This window comes from Psychrobacter pacificensis (assembly GCF_900101915.1).
Taxonomy (GTDB): Bacteria; Pseudomonadota; Gammaproteobacteria; order Pseudomonadales; family Moraxellaceae; genus Psychrobacter; species Psychrobacter pacificensis.
In genome coordinates, this window is record NZ_FNAL01000004.1 from 98811 (window position 1) to 119238 (window position 20428).

Annotated in this window: 13 protein-coding genes and 1 pseudogene; 6 read left to right on the forward strand and 8 right to left on the reverse strand. The window is 45.3% G+C overall.

The annotated features are described in order from the left end of the window. Positions 1-38: 38 nt before the first annotated feature. Positions 39-2543: a penicillin-binding protein 1B gene (mrcB, locus tag BLR43_RS03755; protein WP_379542866.1), complete on the reverse strand. Its 2505-nt coding sequence runs from the start codon at positions 2541-2543 to the stop codon at positions 39-41. Between the two features lie 437 nt (positions 2544-2980). Here mrcB and BLR43_RS03760 point away from each other — a divergent pair, with 437 nt between their 5' ends. Next, on the forward strand, positions 2981-5779 hold the full coding sequence (locus BLR43_RS03760; protein ID WP_071003530.1) for a heavy metal translocating P-type ATPase: 2799 nt from the start codon (positions 2981-2983) through the stop codon (positions 5777-5779). A gap of 100 nt (positions 5780-5879) precedes the next feature. Here the strand turns inward: BLR43_RS03760 and BLR43_RS03765 are convergent, their stop codons facing one another. Next, complete coding sequence (locus BLR43_RS03765; protein WP_071003531.1) at positions 5880-6602, reverse strand: Bax inhibitor-1/YccA family protein; 723 nt, start codon at positions 6600-6602, stop codon at positions 5880-5882. A 272-nt stretch (positions 6603-6874) separates the two neighbouring features. Here BLR43_RS03765 and BLR43_RS03770 point away from each other — a divergent pair, with 272 nt between their 5' ends. Continuing rightward, positions 6875-7879 carry an NAD(+) kinase gene (locus BLR43_RS03770; RefSeq protein WP_071003532.1) on the forward strand — a complete coding sequence of 335 codons (1005 nt, stop codon included), beginning with the start codon at positions 6875-6877 and terminating at the stop codon, positions 7877-7879. Positions 7880-7962: 83 nt separating this feature from the next. Beyond that, the gene (locus BLR43_RS03775; RefSeq protein ID WP_071003533.1) at positions 7963-8274 is read left to right on the forward strand and encodes a YeaC family protein; all 312 of its coding nucleotides are present in this window, start codon (positions 7963-7965) and stop codon (positions 8272-8274) included. A gap of 81 nt (positions 8275-8355) precedes the next feature. On the opposite strand, the gene BLR43_RS03780 is transcribed toward BLR43_RS03775, so the two are convergent. From BLR43_RS03780 to BLR43_RS03800, 5 genes and pseudogenes are all read right to left on the reverse strand, one after another. Further along, entirely contained in the window at positions 8356-8730 is a 375-nt protein-coding gene (locus BLR43_RS03780) for a HopJ type III effector protein (protein WP_071003534.1), read from the reverse strand. Positions 8731-8894: 164 nt separating this feature from the next. Continuing rightward, positions 8895-9062 (reverse strand): annotated as a pseudogene (gene csrA, locus BLR43_RS03785) (carbon storage regulator CsrA); the annotation flags it as partial. Between the two features lie 411 nt (positions 9063-9473). Then, on the reverse strand, positions 9474-10760 hold the full coding sequence (locus tag BLR43_RS03790; protein WP_058024167.1) for an aspartate kinase: 1287 nt from the start codon (positions 10758-10760) through the stop codon (positions 9474-9476). Positions 10761-11076: 316 nt separating this feature from the next. Next, positions 11077-13749, reverse strand: coding sequence for an alanine--tRNA ligase (gene alaS, locus BLR43_RS03795; RefSeq protein ID WP_071003536.1), 2673 nt, complete (start codon positions 13747-13749; stop codon positions 11077-11079). A 146-nt stretch (positions 13750-13895) separates the two neighbouring features. Further along, a complete protein-coding gene (locus tag BLR43_RS03800; protein ID WP_093068919.1) occupies positions 13896-15530 on the reverse strand; it encodes a DUF389 domain-containing protein in 1635 nt (544 codons plus the stop codon). Positions 15531-15894: 364 nt separating this feature from the next. On the opposite strand from BLR43_RS03800, the gene BLR43_RS03805 reads away from it, so the two are divergent. Then, a complete protein-coding gene (locus BLR43_RS03805; protein WP_071003537.1) occupies positions 15895-16107 on the forward strand; it encodes a hypothetical protein in 213 nt (70 codons plus the stop codon). Positions 16108-16248: 141 nt separating this feature from the next. Here BLR43_RS03805 and BLR43_RS03810 read toward each other — a convergent pair whose 3' ends face one another. Next, on the reverse strand, positions 16249-17652 hold the full coding sequence (locus BLR43_RS03810) for a L,D-transpeptidase family protein (protein WP_201587636.1): 1404 nt from the start codon (positions 17650-17652) through the stop codon (positions 16249-16251). A 341-nt stretch (positions 17653-17993) separates the two neighbouring features. Between BLR43_RS03810 and prmB the strand changes: the two genes are divergently transcribed. Both prmB and aroC read left to right on the forward strand, forming a co-directional pair. Then, on the forward strand, positions 17994-19169 hold the full coding sequence (prmB, locus tag BLR43_RS03815; RefSeq protein WP_093068920.1) for a 50S ribosomal protein L3 N(5)-glutamine methyltransferase: 1176 nt from the start codon (positions 17994-17996) through the stop codon (positions 19167-19169). Positions 19170-19272: 103 nt separating this feature from the next. Further along, on the forward strand, positions 19273-20376 hold the full coding sequence (aroC, locus tag BLR43_RS03820) for a chorismate synthase (protein WP_093068921.1): 1104 nt from the start codon (positions 19273-19275) through the stop codon (positions 20374-20376). Positions 20377-20428: the final 52 nt, after the last annotated feature.

A 20428-nucleotide genomic window follows, 5' to 3' on the forward strand; every position in this document is an offset into this window, starting at 1 on the left:
CTTTTTTAAATATCAGACGCTACATTTTAAAAATAATGTTAAAACCATTCAATAGCACGGTCATACCATGTGTCAGCGCGGTCTTGACCTTCATTATTTTGTCCATTACTGTCCTCTGAATCACCAGCATCAACCGCTTCACCGTTTGGGATATCTAAACCTTCGCGACGACGTTGCTCATTGATCGCGCTCTGCTGATTTTGGAATTGAGATTGCTCGCGAGCACGGTCTTGTTGATACAAGCTAAGCGCGCAGCTACTGGCTTCCTCTGGTAAATGTGCTGACATGACAGGTAAGTAGCGAGCATTGGCACAACGTTCGTTAGACAGCTTGCCTGAGTTGTTCTCGAGCCACAACCATTCGATACCTTCTGGCTCTGGTAGCGCCACTGGAGTGAGTTTGAGGCGTTTCATATAATCGACCCAAACCGGTAGAGCACCAGTACCACCGCTCAAGCCAATGGGCTTGTTGTCATCACGACCAATCCAAACAACACTGACGTAGTTGCCACTGTAGCCTGCAAACCAAGCATCACGGTAGTCGTTTGTCGTGCCCGTTTTGCCGGCGAGATTCAGATTGCTGCCAAGTGATTGAGCCCGTCTGGCGCTACCGTTTGACACCACTTGTTGTAGCGCATAGTTGGTCAAAAAGTTGGTCTCAGGTGGAATACTGCGCTGAGTATTGAGTCCGGTACGCTGCAAAATACGACCGCGATCATCAATAACCGTGCGAATACTATGAATAGGTGTGCGGAAACCGCCAGTCGCAAAGACTTGGTAAATACCTAACATGTCCATCGGGCTCAGATTGACAGACCCTAATAGCGCCGATGGGTATGCTGGTATTTCTTCTTTAACCCCCATGCGTTTTAGCTGTTTGGCAAAAGTATCAACCCCAAATTCCATACCTAAGCGTACCGCCGCTTGGTTATAAGATTGCGAAAGTCCTGTGGTCAGTGGTACATAGCCATGATCACGGTTGTCATAATTCTTAGGACTCCAATCGGTACCATCATTCAGATTGACTGTGATAGGTGAGTCATCCACCGAGCTTGCTAAGTTATAACGACCACTCTCAAGCGCGGTCATATAAATGATTGGCTTCAATAAAGAGCCGACTTGACGCTTGGCATCGACGGCGCGGTTAAAGCCCGTGAACTCACTGCCACTACCAACGACAGAGACCAATTCGCCAGTCTCAGGATTGGCACTGACGAGCGCGCCTTGTAAGTCTTTAGTCTTGCTACCTCTACGGCGCAGCTCGCCCAGTTTTCTATCAACTGCCTTATCTGCTGCCAACTGAGCAATAGGGTCTAGGGTACTAATGATGATTAGACCTTCATTTTTGAGATCATCAGAGTAATAGACATCATTGAGCTCACGTTTGACGATGTCCAAGAAATCAGGGAACTGGCTCTTGCCCTCAGCAGGCTTGTCCACGATACCGAGCGGCTGTTTTAAGGCTTTGTCATAGTCCTCTTGACTTAGCGTGCCCATTGCGAACATGTTACCAAGCACCACGTCACGACGAGCTTTTGAATCATTTGGATTACGACGTGGGTTGTAAATACTTGGGCCTTTTGCCATACCAACTAGCATGGCTTGCTGATCTATACGCAGCTCGTTAAGTGGTTTATCAAAATAGAACTGTGAGGCCAAACCAAAACCATTGATAGAGCGATTGCCGTTTTGACCCAGATAAATTTCGTTCAAATAAGTCTGTAAAATTTCATCTTTACTATAATGCAGCTCAAGCAGTACCGCCATCAACGCCTCATTGGCTTTGCGTTTTAGGGTGCGATCAGAGTTGAGGTAAAAGTTTTTGATCAGCTGCTGGGTGATGGTCGAGCCACCTTGCCTAGCACCACCAGTAAAGTTATTGATTACGGCACGGGCGATACCGCGTATCGAGACGCCTTTATGCTCATAAAACGCGCGATCCTCGGTGGCAATCAATGCATCAATCAGTGGCTGAGGCACGTCATCTAAAGAGACAACCATTCGATCTTCGTTACTGTCTGGATAGATACCACCGATACTCACTGGCTCTAGACGAATGATGCCACTTTTGGCAGGTAAGGTGCTTTGAATAGAGTCAACTTTATTGCCAGCAAGGGTCATTTTGATGACTTGCTCAGCATCTATATCGCTTGAGCTATAGGTAAAGCCGCGCGTATGGATAAAATAAGTATTACCCGATCTATGATAAGTGCCAGTACGATCATAAGACTTGTTGCTTTGATAATTAAGCAACTCTAGCCACGTTTTCATCGTATCTCTATCGATATTGGCACCCTGATATAGCTCAAGTGGCTGTGAGTACACTTTAGCTGGAATGTCCCAGCGCTTGCCTTCAAACTTATGGGTAATGGTGCGATCAAGCTTGACCAAATACAGTGCAAATAGCACCATGCCAGCGATGATAGTAATTAAGAGAAGACTACTAAATACCAAGCCGCGCTGCTGTGAAGGTAAGGTATTCATAGCAGGCTTAGATGATGGTGATAGCTTGGTATTTGGTAACTTAAAATTGGATTTTTGCACGGATGTCGCACCATTTTTGGATAAAAAACTGCCTCATAATGACGCAAATTGACAAATTTTTCAATCTATCATCGTCAACACAGACATTCATTAGTATTAGACCATAAGCATTGGTACTGCCTAGGGTGATTGCTTGTAGTATAATCTCTACTAAAATACTGATACTTGTAATCAAGTATCAGCATCTTTCAATTGGGCTAATAAACGCCATGTAAGATAACAATCTATGATAAGTACCATGATGTATTTTGTATGAATCCGCCGTTGCTAGTTATTTGCTATTAGTCATTTGTTATTAATATTGTGCTACTAACAATAGTGATATTCATGTGATGAAAAGTGGCTCTGTTGCACGACGTACAGTACAGTCAATCAGAGCAAGTTTGCCTTAAATGAATGCATTTTGAGCAAGCCTGTCAAAGGAAGTAAGCGCGACTATGTCTAGTATCCCATCATCAGTATCATCTGCTACCAATCATCCTTATAAAGACAACTCCATCACTGATGGCTTGGTGCTACCCCTTGCTGATCACTGCTTCCATTGCGGTGATCCAGTGCCCAAGCCGCCGTTTCATACTGAGATTCTAGGCAAGTCGCGTGAGATGTGTTGTATGGGCTGTCAGTTAGCAGCTCAGAGCATCGTAGAGGCTGGTCTTGAGCAATATTATCTTGACCGTTCGGAGATTAACCGTACAGCAAGCTTACCGACCCAGCTGACGCGTCTTGAGATATATGATCATGACGAGATAAAGTCGCAGTTCGTATATGCGCAAGATGGGCTGTCGGTGGCGGAGCTGTCTGTTAATAATTTGCGCTGTGCGGCCTGTACATGGTTGATTGAGTCGCGTCTCGATGAGCTAGAAGGCATTAGTAAGTGTCAGGTGAATTTGACCAACCAGCGTATGCGGGTCATTTGGAATGAAGACAAGTTACCGATTAGCCGCATTTTAGCGGTCATCAATGAGATTGGCTATGATGCCAAGCCTTATCGGCAAGATACCCATGAAGCCATGCTGGCGCGTCATAACAACCAAATGCTATTGCGTCTTGGTATCGCGGCACTCGGTTCAATGCAGGCAATGATGTATGCCGTTGCGCTTTATTTTGGTGAATATAGCGACATGTTGATATTTCAGCGTGACTTTTTGCGTTGGGTGTCTTTATTTGTTAGTACGCCTGTTTTCTTTTATGCCGGTATTCCTTTCTTTACCTCCGCATGGTCAGCGATTCGTGCGCGCCAGGTCAATATGGATGTGCCTGTTAGCCTTGCTTTGATTATCACCTTCTTTGCCAGTTTATATGCCACCATTACTGGGCAAGGGGAGACATACTATGACTCCGTCAGTATGTTTATTTTCTTTTTGCTGGCAGGACGCTATATCGAACATAATGCCCGTCTAAAAGCTGCGACCATGGCCAATGATCTGGTCGTAGTAGAGCCAGTATTGGTACAAAAAGTGGCTGAAGACAAATCAGCAGCAGAGCGTATTTTACAACTGCTGAAAGAAAGTGACTCTCAACAAGGTGACGCCATCGAAAATGAGGCAAAAAAGGCATCAGATGCGACGACAGAAATGATGCCTAACTTTATGAAGGGTGTTGATGCCAATGTTCATCAGCTCACATCGGGTATTGCTCAAGATTGGCAGCAGTCACGTAATCAACAAAATGCGTTATCACAGGTAGAGGAAAATATAGCATCAAAGCAGATGGTGACGGCTCATAGCTTGCAAGTGGGTGACATTATTTTGGTTGAAGCGGGTTCTGAGATTATCAGTGACGGTATTTTGTTAAGTCCTACTGCAACAGTCTCGCAAAGCCTACTGACAGGCGAAGGTGATTTAATCATTAAGTCCCAAGGCGATTATATTGTTGGCGGTGCGCAAAACGATAGCCAGCCGTTTGAGATGTTAGTGACGGCATTACCAAAAGACAGTCAAATAGGGCTGATTGATAGACTGATGAACCGCGCCATGAGCGAAAAGCCTAAACTTGCACAGCAAGCAGATAAACTGGCACGTTGGTTTGTGGCGCGTATCTTAGTGCTATCAGTTTTAGTGTTTGTTGGCTGGTACATTGTCGATCCAAGCCAAGCTATTTGGGCAACGGTGGCAGTATTGGTTGCCACTTGTCCTTGCGCCTTGTCATTGGCGACGCCAATTGCCTTGACTGTTTCAACCAATCGTTTAGCCAGCTATGGTTTTTTGACGACGCGCGGGCATACGCTGCAAACATTGGCTGAAATTACACATGTTGCTTTTGATAAAACAGGTACGCTTACTTATGGGAAGCCAAATTTATTAAATATTGAGGTAATCGAGCCAGTAAACCAGACTGATTCTGATAACACAGCATCAACAGCACAAAAAGATAAACTATTGGCAATCGCAGCTGCCCTAGAAGTAGGGAGTCGTCATCCGATTGCACACGCGCTACTTACCGCTGCCTATCAGTTACATCTGCCACCGACGAGGGCCATGCAGCATTATCCCGCAGGCGGGGTAGAAGCTATGATTGATGACATGGTATATCGCATTGGTCATGTGAGTTTTGCGTTAGATAAAACCAGTGGCAGTGCCAATGAGGTCAATACGAACAATGATTTGAACATTGACTTGGCGGCGCAGCGTGCCAGCTCCGCCGTTGTCTTGTCGAGCCAGAAACCTGATACAAAGGAATGGCAAGCGCTGGCGTGCTTTTATTTTAATGACAAGGTACGTGATAGTACCCAATCGATGCTCGATACGCTCAAAGGTCTAGGGATTGAGTCTGTGATGTTGACGGGTGATCCAAGCCCGCAAGCGCTCGTGATGGCTGAGAGTTTAGGCATGCAGACCGCTTATAATGGCTTATCACCGACTGACAAGGTCAACCATATCCAGCAGTTGCAATCTAAAGGCGCTGTCGTACTGATGGTGGGTGATGGCATCAATGATGCGCCAGTATTGGCAGCGGCAGATGTATCCACCTCAATTGCCGGTGCTGCAGATTTGGCACAAGTATCTAGCGACAGTATTATCTTAAATGGGAAAATTGAGGCCATCACTGCGGCCAAACGTATCTCTGATAAAACCGAACGTATTATTAAGCAAAACTTCCGCTGGGCCTTGGCTTATAATAGTATCGTGCTGATACCAGCGGCTTTAGGGTATGTACCACCATGGCTTGCTGCTATCGGCATGTCACTTAGCTCATTGTTTGTGGTGTTAAACGCGCTACGCCTAAAGCGGGCTTAGTTGAACTATAGCTCTCAAAGTTTGCCCATAAAAAAACCGCCTGCAACTATCAATAGCTAAGGCGATTTTTTTTATACAGATTTACTATCGAATTATTTGATTAGTCTTGTAGATAGCTGAGCAGACGCATAAATTCGATATACATCCAAACTAGCGTGGCAAGAATACCAATGCTGAACAACCATTCGTAGTCTTCTGAGATACCCATAGCAACACCGCGATCGATATTGTCAAAATCTAATAATAGCGTAAAAGAGGCAATAACAATCACAAACAAGCTAAAGCCGATAGCGATAGCACCACCTTCAAACAAGAATGGCAAGGTTGAGCCAAATACTAGAGACAGTACCCACTGTGCTACATAAACTAGCATGATAGCGATAACGGCTGAGGTCACGATAGAACGGAACTTTTCAGTAACTTTTACCAAACCTGAGCGATACAGTCCTAGCATGACTGCTGCTGTGACGAAGGTCGCACACATTGCCGTGACTGGGACGGTTGGATACATTCTCATGAAAAATAATGAGATACCGCCCAAAAAGATACCTTCTAGCAAGGCATAAGGCACCGCCAACGTCTTTGCTTTTTGTGGTTTAAAGGTAATAAAAAGAGCAAGAACAAACGCAGCAATCATGCTACCAAAGGCTGCCATGGTAATAAAACCTTGCGATAAACCTGCCATAAGCGCATAAAAGAAAAAGCCCACACCAGTAATAGCTGATAACCCAAGTAACAGGCTGGTCTTTTGAATAACGCCTTTGACCGTCATTGGATTACCGCCGATCGCAAGTTCTGCGCGACTGACAATAGGATTGGCCATACATAAGTCCTTAATAATAAAATATAAAAATAGAGATGCTGCTACTTTAGCAAAACCGCCGTTATTGTCAACTGTGTTTGCGTGACAGCCGTTACAGCTCAACCTAGTAGTCTCAAAACCCAAGCAGACAAGCAAGCATGAGTAAGGCATCTGATATATTTTATATGGGGCCAGTTACGACAGTTAACAACGATAATTCATAAACATGCTAGTCTAAGCGCGCATTTATCGCTATTATTACCCTGTACTTCACCGTTATACCGAGTCGTTTTATGGAAAACTCAGCGCAGTCAGCAAGATTGCCACACTTACACGAGTCAGAGCTGTTCCACGCTATCAAAAATCCTGCTTTTAGGCGTATTGGCTTGATGGGCCGTGCTGGTAAACGCAGCGTCACGCGAAGTCTGGTACAGATTGCGCAAACCATCAATGAGATGAACTTGACGTTGATCATGGATGTACAAACAGCCAACTTACCAACGCTTAACCTCACAGAAGTAGAAAGAGTCAAAATCGTTAAGCGTGGCTTGATTGGTGAGATTTGCGATTTGGTCATCGTTGTTGGTGGTGATGGGTCGATATTGCATGCTGCTGAAGCATTGGCACGCTACCGTGTCCCAGTATTAGGGGTTAACCGTGGTCGTTTGGGGTTTTTGGCAGATGTAAAGCCCAACGAAGCGGCTTTTAAATTACGCCAAGTATTGATGGGCGATTATCAGCTGGATCATCGGTTTTTATTGACGATGGAGATACGAGAAGGGCGTAAAATCATTCATGAAGACATGGCGCTGAACGACATCGTACTGCATGCTGGTAAATCGGTACATATGATCGATTTTCAGATGAAGATTGATGGACATGATGTTTATAGGCAGCATAGTGATGGCCTGATAGCAGCGACACCGACTGGTTCAACCGCTTATGCTCTATCTGGTGGTGGCCCCATCATTCATCCAAGTATGGATGCCATCTGTCTGGTGCCCATGCATCCGCATACGTTATCTAGTCGCCCGATTGTTGTCAGTGGTAATAGTGAGGTCTGTATTCGTATTCATGAAGACAATCGTACGCAGCCGATGGTCAGCGCAGATGGCAAACCAAGCGTACCGCTTGAGCAAGAACAGCGCTTATATATTCGTAAGCATCCTGATAAGCTCACTTTACTGCATCCGCCTGGATTTGACTTTTATGAAGCCTGTCGTACCAAGCTGCACTGGAACGTACATGCCGAAGAATTCAGTCTGGATGTCGATGATGATATTATAGATGATGAATGAGCGTATCTATTAGAGCATGTTTTCAAATCGTCCAATAGCCATCAAAAAATATGATGAAAAAATAGTAGTGGAGAGTAGGCAAGATGGATAAACAAACAATATTAGCCAGTCTAACACCGGAAGTGGTTGATAAATTCCGCATGGCGATTGAGTTAGGTAAGTGGCCTGATGGTCGTAAAATTACCGCTGAGCAGCGAGAAACTTGCATGCAAGCGGTGATGATATGGGAGCACGAGCACCTACCACTTGCCGAGCGTACGGGTTATATCCACAAACCAGTAAAAGAGGACGGTTCTATCGTGGGCGCTGAGTGTGATGTCGAGCATGAGCATCACTATCCTAATATGCCGAACCCGAAAGGGGCGGTACAACCTGTGAAGTTTCGTAATAAATAGGACTATAAACAGTCAATAAAAAAGCCACGCTCATGAGCGTGGCTTTTTTTACTTTATTAATTATTCAATCACGACACATATTTAAATTGCAGTTGTGTCGACACTAGGACGAATGGTTAATGGATTTTTTTGCATTAAAAATCCTTGCCAGCCCCAATGCAAAAAGTTGCGAATATTAGCATGGTCAGTACCGTTAGGCGTTGCTTGCACTTTGGCATAATGTTCGCCGAATAGTTTTAGCGTGTCCAGTTGATTCAAACCGTGATGCTTAGCGAATCCAAAAATCTTTGCACTGCCTTCGTTTTCGCCCGCTGCATTATGGACCATACCGTTGACAAACGGGGCAGGCGAATAGCGATAAAAATCATCGATAAAGCTGATAACATCATTGAATCCAATGGCTTTTTTATTCAAACCATTAAGTAGAGCCGATACATCTGATTGGCGGATACTCATAAATAAATGACCTCAGAGCAGTTTAAAAAATAAAAAATATAATGCTTATGTATGCTCATTAGTCGTTGAGCATTAAGTATTATAAATTAGCGATTGAAGTAGTCTTCGTCATCGAACGACGGCGAAAAATTGCCTTGCTCAAGATGTTGCATGTGCGACTGTACAGAGCGCTCATGCTGGATACGTTGATAAATCTCTTCGCGATGTACGGCAATATCTTTAGGTGCATTCACACCGATACGTACTTGATTGCCCTTGACGCCCAATACCGTCACACTGACTTCATCGCCGATCATTAGCGTTTCGCCCACACGGCGTGTCAAAATTAACATGCGTCACACTCCTTATGTCGCATCAACAGATTATTACTCATCAGATTACTTCTCAATTGCAGAACATCACCGCAGCACTCAGTAAGTAATATATCAATAATTACCATACTCGACATTGTGCAAACCACGGCAATGATAGGTAGATTCATTTAGCCCAAATGAAAGCCCATTATAGGTGGCATAACAGATACTGTCACGGTTTTTCACAAAACTATTAGGTAAATGCTCATTTCAACTATGCTAAAAAATAAAATAGGATCTAAAAAGATCCTATTTTATTTAAGTACTGTTTTTATTTGGAGGCTATTTGTTTAAACGAAACGCTATTTATTTACATACGATGCGAAGTTTTCAATAGCGGTTAATAGATAACCATCAATGCTAAAGCTGTATTTTAACAGTTTTTTGGCATTATAGCCCAGCGATTTTGCTCTCGCCGTCTTCACGGTCAAGACCAAAGGCAGTGTGCAGTGATTTGACCGCTTTTTCTAAGTGTTGGTCTTGAATCAAAACAGATACTTTGATCTCGCTGGTCGATATCATTTGGATATTGATATTGTTCTCAGCCAATGTTTGGAACATGAGGCTGGCAACTCCTGCGTGTGAGCGCATACCAACACCAACTAGTGAGACTTTGACCACTTCGCTGTTGCCTGATATTTCTTTGGCACCAATCTCGTCTTTGACTTCTTCATTAAGCACTTTTAGCGTCTTGTCCAAGTCAGTACGATTGACCGTGAATGTAAAGTCAGTGGTACCATTATCCGAGAGGTTTTGGACAATCATATCGATTTCGATATTGGCACGACCAATTGGGCTTAAGATAGCAGAGGCGATACCAGGATGATCGGGTACACCGCGTACTAAGATTTTTGCTTCGTCTCGGTTGAATGCGATACCTGAGATGATTGCCTGTTCCATATTGTCTCCTTCGTCTATCGTAATTAGGGTGCCCACGTTGTTTTGAAACTCTTGGTCAAAGCTACCGTCAGTGTTTTCATCAAAGCTAGATAGGACGCGCAGTGGTACGCCGTATTTGCCAGCGAATTCTACTGAGCGAATCTGTAGGATTTTGGAGCCAAGACTTGCCATCTCAAGCATTTCTTCAAAGGTGATTTTTTCAAGCTTTTTGGCTTTTGAGGTTACGCGAGGGTCAGTGGTATAAACGCCATCGACATCAGTATAAATTTGACATTCATCAGCACCCAAAGCCGCTGCAATCGCAACGCCTGTCGTATCAGAACCGCCGCGACCCAATGTGGTTGCATTGCCTTCTTCATCAATACCTTGAAAGCCTGCCACAATGACGATATTGCCGGCATCTAGCTGCTCGCGTATGTTTTTATCATCGATGCTTTCGATACGGGCTTTATTATGGGCGTTATCGGTTTTGATCGCGACTTGACGACCAGTCATTGAACGCGCACCAATACCAAGCTCTTTTATCGCCATCGCGAGTAGCGAGATAGAAACCTGCTCACCGGTTGAGACCATCTGGTCGTATTCACGTGGGTCAGGGTTGTTACTGATTTGGCGTGCTAGATCAATCAAACGGTTGGTTTCGCCGCTCATGGCTGAGACCACGACCACGACTTGATGACCATTGTCATGCCAGCGTTTGACGCGTTTGGCGACGTTTTTGATGCGGTCGATACTGCCCATCGAGGTGCCGCCGTATTTCTGTACTATTAACGCCATAAAAATCTACCTATTATTCATTAATGACCTTTTATTCTCATGGATCAGTCTCAATGCGACACGTGTCCATGCGTGTATAGATAAAGCCAGATTGTAAGAGTTATGCCCTATATGTGTCATTCGTTTATTGGTACTGCATCAACTGTCATGAATGAGCAATATTGTCAAACGTTGACCTTTATACCATATCTACTGCATAACTTTAAGTATCAGTACCGCTTAGATGTATGGCGATTGGTTATAGTTGCTATAACCAATCACGTATCTTATACCCAGTAAACCAGAGTAAGGCGCTGAGTTACTGGGCTTTTTATGATTAGCTAAGCTGGGTTTCAATCCAAGCAGGTAGGGCATTGATGACCGCAGTACTGTTGTCGGACTTCGGCGCGCCGCCCTGTGCGTAGTCAGGCTTGCCGCCACCTTTACCACCAAGCTCACTGGCTAAATGACGAATGATATCACCCGCTTTGATTGTAGCAGTAACAGATTTTGCGACACTCGCGGCTAGTGCTAATTGGTCATCTTTATCACCAATCAATACAATCACACTATCAGGCAGTTTTGATTTGATATCATCCATCAGCGTACGGATGGATTTACCATCGATACCGCTTAAGGTGCTGAGAAGTACGGGCGTATCTGCAATAGTCTGCACATTATCGAGTAAGTTGGCAGCTTGAGCGCTGGCGATTTTTTGCTCTAAGCGCTCTAGTTGTTTTTCAAGCTCGCGTTGCTTATCTGCCATGGTACGCACACGCTGGGCAACTTCAGGACGTTTGACCTTTAGCTGGCTTGCCAACTCGCTTAGTTGCTGCTCGCTTTGCTGAATGTTTTTGACCGCGTTCATGCCCGTGACGGCTTCAATACGGCGAATCCCCGCAGCGATACCTGACTCGCTGGTGATTTTTAGCATACCGATATCACCAGTGCGCTGTACATGTAAACCGCCGCAAAGCTCGATAGAAAATGGCTTGCGCTGACCATCGACGATACGATCTGTACCCATGGTTAGTACGCGAACGTCAGTGCCGTACTTTTCGCCAAATAATGCCATCGCGCCTTGATTCATGGCTTCATCAATCGACATGTGTTCAATACGAGCAGGAGTGTTGGCTTGGATTTGCTCATTGACGAGACGCTCTACTCGCATGATTTCAGCAGCACTGACAGGCTTATCATAAGCAAAGTCAAAACGTAAGACGTCGCTTGAGACTAATGAGCCTTTCTGCGTGACTTCATCACCCAAGACTTCTCTTAGTGCTGCATGTAATAGATGAGTAGCAGAGTGGTTTTTGGCACTGGCTGCACGAATGCTTGAAAGCACGTGGGCATCCGCCGTTTGCTTGGGTTTGATATCACCCATGGTCACCACACCATAATGAATGATGGCTTGACCAGATTTTTTGGTATCTTGTACTTCAAAGACACCTGATTCGGTACGGATTTCACCAAGCTCACCCACTTGACCACCGCCTTCGGCGTAAAATGGCGTACGATCAAGTACCACAACGCCTTCTGTGCCTTCCGTTAAGCTATCTGCTGGGTTGCCATCTTGATAAAGCGCGTCGATGGTCACGCCTTCTTCTTCAAGTTGCTCATAACCAACAAAGACGGTTGGCGTCTCGACTTGGATGACGCTGCTGTAATCGACATCGAACTTACCTGCATCACGAGCACGTTCGCGCTGTGCTTGCATGTGCTCATCGAACTCCGCTTCATCAATAGCAATACCGCGCTCACGCGTGATATCCGCGGTCAAATCGATCGGGAAGCCATAGGTGTCGTAGAGTTTAAAGGCCGCTTCGCCAGATAGCGTATCGCCATCTTTTAGACCTTCAAGCTCGCTGGCAAGCAAACGCAGACCTTGTGCCAATGTTTTGGCAAACTGCGCTTCTTCTTTTTGAATCGCATTTTCGATCACGTTTTGTTTTTCTACTAGCTCTGGATAAGCACTGCCCATTTCAGCCACGAGCGGTGCGACCATTTTATAGAAAAACTCACTATCAGCGCCAAGCTTGTTGCCATGACGTACCGCACGGCGAATGATACGGCGCAATACATAGCCACGACCTTCGTTGCTCGGTGTGACGCCATCAGCAATCAAAAAGGCCACAGCACGGATATGGTCAGCAATGACTTTTAGTGAAGACTGCTGTTCATTGTCAATCTCTAAGATCTCAGCTGCCGCATCCATCAAATGGGTAAACAGATCGATCTCATAGTTACCATGGACGCCTTGCATGATAGCACTAATACGCTCAAGCCCCATGCCAGTATCGACACTGGGCGCAGGTAGCGGCAATAGCGTGCCGTCTTTTTGGCGATTGAACTGCATAAAGACGCAGTTCCAAATCTCGATGTAGCGATCGCCATCTTCTTCTGGCGTACCGGGCAAGCCGCCTTCTATCTCAGCGCCATGGTCATAAAACACTTCGGTGCAAGGGCCACAAGGACCGGTGTCGCCCATGGTCCAAAAATTGTCTGAGGCGTACGGTGCCCCTTTGTTATCACCGATACGAATGATGCGCTCACTTGGCAGACCAATGGTTTTGTGCCAAATATCAAAGGCTTCGTCATCAGTCTCATAAATGGTGACATACAGACGATCTTTATCAATCGCGAGCCACTGATCTGAGGTCAAAAACTCCCAGATATACTCGATACCTGCTTGCTTGAAGTAATCGCCAAACGAGAAGTTACCAAGCATCTCAAAAAACGTATGATGGCGGGCAGTGTAGCCAACATTGTCCAAGTCATTGTGCTTACCGCCAGCACGGACACATTTCTGCGAGGTCACAGCACGTGTGTAGTCGCGCGGCTCCATGCCCAAAAAGGTTTCTTTAAACTGATTCATGCCGGCATTGGTGAATAACAATGTCGGATCATTATGCGGAATCAAGCTAGACGATGAAACTTGGGTGTGCTGCTTGCTTATAAAAAAATCGATAAAGGCTTGGCGAATATCGGCTGAGCGAAATGGCTGGCTCACAGCGGCTCCTTACTGACGGATAGAATTGAGTAAATGACATAAAATAATTTTGCAAGCGATTTTAGCACAAACGCCTAAGCTCTTGGTACAAGAGTTACAACTGCTCGTTATAGTCCATTCATGATTTGCCGCTCATATAGGGTGCATCATGGTGAATTGGTCAAAATTACCGCATCAGTCTCATCAAGCTTGTCTTTGATTAATGGATCAGACTCAATGACCTGCACTGGCAAGTAGCGCAATTGCAATTTAATAGGCAAGTATTTGGGGAAGTTTTCTGCCATGTCTTTGGTAATCACATCCTCTATCTGCTGCACATCTTGTGAATTTGGACTGGTCTCACCGCGTACCACGGCACGAATGATTTGAAACGCATTATTCTTATCAAATTGTATGTTGGTCAGTACGTTACCTTGATCGATAAAATGTTCATTAATTGCTTCTTTGACATTGTTTTCAAAGGTCTGCTGCTTGGCATTGCTATTGAGGTTTAGAGTAAGATAAATGCCCAAGCCGACCAGTAACAATAGGGTGACGGCATTTCGACGGAAAAATATCAAATAGGTGCCCGATTCATAATCATCATCGACCAAGCGCCTGAAGCCTAAAAACCACAGTACCATGGCATTAGTAAACTGAATGGCAATGATGTTGGTCAGGGCCAATAAGGCAGCACCTAGCCCCATCTGTATCTCGCCATTGGCAAATAAAATGCCACTGGCCGCGAGTGGTGGCACCAAGGCGGTGGCTACAGCAACCCCAACAACGGCGACGGACAGGTGCGGAGACACCATCGCATATGCACCAGCCGTACCGCCAGCCAGTGCAATCATCAAGTCCATAGACGTGGGCTGGGTACGAGACAAAATCTCATTGGTCAGCGGTTGACCTTGATGCAATAGACCCACCACAAAGCCGACCAATATCACCAAAAACACCCCCGCTAACACGGTGAGCAACGACTTACGCAACAGTGGCATACGGTAGTCAATAATCGCTAGGGCGACACCTGTAATCGGACCGAGCATCATGGCGACCAACATCGCGCCAATAACCACTGCGGCTGAATTGGTCACCAAGCCATAACTGGCAATAATGGCTGATAGCGTGTTCATTACAAAGTACATTTTACTTGGTAGGGCGTTGGCCTCGATCGTGACACGGACTTCAGGATAGTCTATCTTTTGATCGCTAAACTGCTCGGCCACGAATTGCTTGTAGGATTCTAGCTTGGCCTCTCTTTCATCTTTGATCTTTTCTTCTGACTGTTGCTCGTCGTCATCACTCTCCACATTTTCACCACTAGTGTTTGTCGTTGCAGACTCTGTGGTTAGATGATCATCGACGTCAGCAACGGCAGGATCATTTTCATGGATACTATGATCGATCGAAATGGGTTCGACAGGTTGGCTAACATGATTGTTGGGCGCTTCGGAAGTGTCTGAATCTTCTTGTGTTTGAAGAAAAGCCTCAGACGCTGTCTCTGATGCGTGAGCGGCTGTGTCTGCGTTTGGGCTGGATAATTCAGATTGATCTGAGTCATCATCAGGCGCGTCTAGCGTGGCAATGACGACATCAGGCTCTGGTGAGGTCATGACGATTTTTGTTTCAGAGAGCGACTCCTCTTCACTGTTTTCGGTTGCATACTCCTGTTCAGTGGTCTGTTCTGGTTCATGAGCATCATCGATCTTTCTCTTAGATGTCTCTTTTGTCATATCAGATGAAATCTGAGAAGCGGTGTCTGGTTTTTTCTGTTGTGACGTATTATCAGAAGCGGTCATAGCGATTGGGCTTTATTAGTCAGATGAAATAAAACCATTATTGTAATGAAAAATAAGGGATAAGCTGTCTTTTTTTTGTGCAAAAGCAAAGTGCTAGACATGACATTGGGCAAAATAGAAAGAGGTATCGTAGTAAGGGTATGAACGAGGGGCTGAATGTAAAGTGGAATCGGAGTAAAAATTTATAGGAAATGAGTATTAATGAAGATAGCGAAATATAAGTGAGAAATACCCTTATATTAACATGGGTTTTAGAATAAGTCAGCCAAAATGTATGAGGCTGGCGTCTATATTAAATACTTACCTTTAGTAGGGATATGGCGTATAAAGTAACTATACCCACACATAAAGTAAGGATTAAGTCATGAACTGGCCATTATTTGCTGTCATTTACATCATAGCAGGCACTGTCACCACAGGGATTGTCATCATCGGTACGCTCATTATGGGTTTCGATGAGATCGCGCATATGCAAATAGCGGTCGCAGTGGGTGCAGCGGCGTCTATTCCCATCACCATGTTCTTTGCCAAAAAAATCGGTAGCATCACTGGTAACGAAGATGGTCATAAAGCATGACGGATGATCAGATTTTGGCTTGATGCTCAGATGATGTTGGTTCTAGTAGTAAAAACGCTAAAGCGTCGCCAAACGTAAAAAAGACCTCAATAGTGAGGTCTTTTTTGGTAGTAAGTGCTGATAGCGATTTAGGTTAAAGCGTTATTTAAGCTCAACGGTTGCGCCATTTTCGATATTGGCATAAACCTCAAGCACATCCCAGTTGGTCAAGCGGATACAGCCATGTGAGGCTTGGCGACTGATACCTTCAGGTTTTGGTGAGCCATGTAGGCCATATGACGGTTTAGATAAGCCCATCCATACCACACCGACTGGATTGTTTGGTCCTGGTGGCAACATATGCACTTTTTTCTGAGCGCCTTCACCGACTGTGGCTTTATACCACGGCATTTTGACTTTATTGACAATCTTATAAGTACCATGTGGTGACGGCGTGTCATCACTACCAACGGTCGTTGGGTAAGTCGCTACCAGTTGGTTGCCATCATAAGCATATAACGTTTTATCAGCTTTGTTAGCGACCACGCGGTTGATTCGCTTGTTTAACGCACCACGGGTATTCAGTACAGTGATGGTCTCACCAGCTTTGTATTCTTTGTTCTTATTGAGTTTATCCAAGTAGCGTACGTCCATATGGAAGCGTTCACCAAGCATCTCTTTGATATCTTGATAATACAGCCCTTTCATTTTTGACTTGGCTTCTGCACTAGCAGGCGTGGTGGCAAAGTTGGTATTAATATCATCATCAGTCAAGGTATAAGTCACAAGCACAGGTTTGGTTGCAGGAATGTTCTTAACCAAGGCATCCCACGTTTTTTGATCCATTCTACCTGTGGTTGGCAAGCCTTTCATCGCTTGGAAGTTAGTAAGGGCTTTTTTGCTGTTCATACCCCAGCCACCGTCGATAGGACCAGGAGAGGCATGGTTCCAATCGAGCAACGCTTGCATTTTGATCGTCATGGCTGAGTTGACTTTCATGTTAGGCGACCAGACAGCGTTATTGACTTGTTGTGCGTAATTTGACAAGTTTAATGTGGTATATCTCTTACCATCTTTGTCTTCGATATTTTTGATGGTTGGATCATCACTGAAGTCTTGACGCTTTTCACTCTCCGGTAACTCAAAGGCGAGTGGATCAGATGAGTCGATAGAGGAGACATCGCTGGGTGCAGCGACCGCTTGGCCTTCGCTGATATCATCAGTGCTATCTGACTGCTCATCTTTACGCGTCAACTCAGCAGCGCTCATATTGTCAGCAGCGGGTGCTGGCGTGCTATTTTGAGCATCTTGCTTAGTGTTGATCAGCTGGTTCATGCTATCAACGGGTTTTGCGTTCTCTGTATTTAACTGTACAGTAGCAGCACCATCTGAGCGACTACGATTTTCTTGCACATTGAGGCTCACCTTTTGAGCAAGGCCTGGCATGGCGTTTGCTGTTCGTACTGGCAATGTGCGAGTATTATCGGCAGTGGCGGCAAGTGCGCCAACGCTGGCACTCATGGCAGCGATAGATATAGCAGTAATAATAGGCTTTATTTTCATCATATTGAATCACTTGTGGTTGCTACTAATGCGGCTATTATGCGCATAATTTGGTTGCTTCGCAAACTTTTGGTCTATCTTTTTGCATTTAGAGTGGGTTAAACGTCAACTGCTGACGTATTCGCTACAGTTGAGTAATATTTTAGCCAAAATGTGTACGGCGACAGGCAGGCTGCTTACGCAAACTCCTCATTATTTTCACTATTTTTTGTTTTAGTAAAAATGACAGTGATTGGCGCTATTTGGCGTTTACGTCTATAATGTATGATTAATTTTTTTATTAATAGATCGATTTTTAGCAACAAGCCATTTAACCTGCTAATAGTTAATCCATAAGGTGCGATATGTCAGAAGACCAAACAATGAGTGCAGAAGAGTTTCAAAACCAATACTTCAGTGATGATGAGTCTAAGGGCTTAGAAGGTGAGATGGAGTATGATCTAGAAACTGGACTTCTTGGTGAGGATGGCGAACTTGCTAACTTACATGCCGAGTTAGAAGAAGCACGCGAGCAGCTAGTGAGTATTCGCGACTTTATTCGTTTTTCCGTCACACAATTGCGTAACTATGATGTGGTTGTCGCGCAAGGCACGACCGATGAGTTTGCAGAAGCCTCAGCCATTGTGCTTCATTCGTTGTCTTTAGATTGGTCAGCCAATGAGCAGATTTTAGACTGTCGTTTGACCACGTCAGAGAAGCAGGCAGTGCTAGGACTATTAGAAGAGCGCATCGCTGAACGTAAGCCGCTGAGCTATCTGATTAACTTGTCGTATTTCTGTGATTTGCCTTTTTATGTGGATGAGCGCGTGCTTATCCCGCGCTCGCCAATCGCAGAGTTGATTCGTCAGCAGTTCCATCCGTATTTTGAAGTTACTGAACTCGCCAAACCACTGGGTGTTAGCCCGAATGAAAAGTCAGCAGTATTTTATGATCATGGCTTGGATGTGAAGCAGTTGTCGCAGCCTGAGCGTATCTTAGACTTGTGTACTGGCTCTGGTTGTATCGCAATCGCGCTTGCTACCCGTTTCGTTGATGCGTTGGTTGATGCTATCGATATCGATAAAGGCGCGCTGGACGTGGCAATGGTCAATGTCGATCATCATGACCTTGGCCATCAAGTGAACGTAATCGAGTCTGATTTGTTTGCCAAGATACCTGCTGAGAACCAGTATGAGCTTATCGTCACCAATCCACCGTATGTCGATGCGGCTATCATGGCAGATTTGCCGCCTGAGTTTTTATATGAGCCTGAGCATGCATTAGCCGCGGGTCAAGACGGCTTGGATTTGGTACATCGTATTTTATTTGAAGCGTCAGATTACCTTAGCCCAGATGGTTTGCTGGTCTGTGAAGTGGGTGACAGCGAATGGGCATTAAAGCAAGCCTATCCTGAGATTCAGTTTGATTGGTTGAAGTTTGCACATGGCGGACATGGGGTTTTTGCGATTACTTATGATGAATTGGTAGCCAATCGTCAACTGTTTGCCGCTTATGTGCAACTATTAGATAGCATGCAATAGTTGAGTGTGGGTCACAAAATCGAGCATATAAAAACTGATCAGCGATAATCATAAAAGGTTGGTCGAACAACCATCAGTCGCGTTTACTTGTTTAAGGACAATTATGGCAGGCAATAGTATTGGGCAGGTTTTTACGGTCACCACGTGCGGTGAGTCACATGGCGCAGGACTGATGGCCATCGTTGATGGCGTACCACCAGGTTTAGCATTATCTGCAGACGATTTACAAGTAGATCTGGATCGTCGCAAACCGGGTACGTCTAAGTATTCAACCCAGCGCCGTGAGTCTGATGAAGTTGAGATTATCTCTGGCGTATTTGAAGGCAAAACCACAGGGACATCCATCGGTCTATTGATTCGCAATACCAATCAAAAATCAAAAGACTATAGCGATATCAAAGATACCTTCCGTCCTGGACATGCCGATTATACTTACAGTATGAAATACGGCTTTCGTGATTATCGCGGTGGTGGTCGCTCGTCAGCGCGTGAGACGGCTATGCGAGTGGCTGCTGGTGCTATTGCTAAGAAGTACTTACAAGAACGGCTGGGCGTACAGATTCGTGGTCATGTGACCCAAATCGGCAATGAGCATAGCAATGTACTAGACCCGAGTCAGATCGATTGGGAATTTGTCAATAGCAATCCGTTCTTCTGCGCAGACAAAGAAGCGATTGGCCGTTTTGAGACCTTGATTGACAACTTGCGCCGCGAAGGCACCAGTTGCGGTGCACGCCTTGATATTATCGCGAGCGGTGTACCCGTAGGTCTGGGCGAGCCAGTATTTGATCGTTTAGATGCCGATATCGCTCATGCGATGATGAGTATCAATGCGGTCAAAGGGGTTGAGATTGGCGATGGTATGGCAGTGGCAGGTCAATTTGGACATAGCGCTCGTGATGAGCTGACGCCAGATGGGTTTGCAGCCAATCATGCGGGCGGTGTCTTGGGCGGTATCTCATCAGGCCAAGATATCCGTGTCAGTATCGCGCTAAAACCAACATCTAGCATCACAACTGCAGGCAAGAGCATCAACACCCAAGGTGAAGCAGTCGATATGCTCACCAAAGGCCGTCATGATCCTTGCGTCGGTGTGCGTGCCACGCCTATTGCCGAAGCGATGCTAGCGATTGTAGTGCTCGATCACTATCTGCGTCACCGTGGTCAGAACGCGGATGTGAAGCCGCCAGTACAATCGATTACTTAGTATTTTTGCCTTAGAGAAGTCAGCCCTTTATTGTTTCCAGTAGTTTAATACT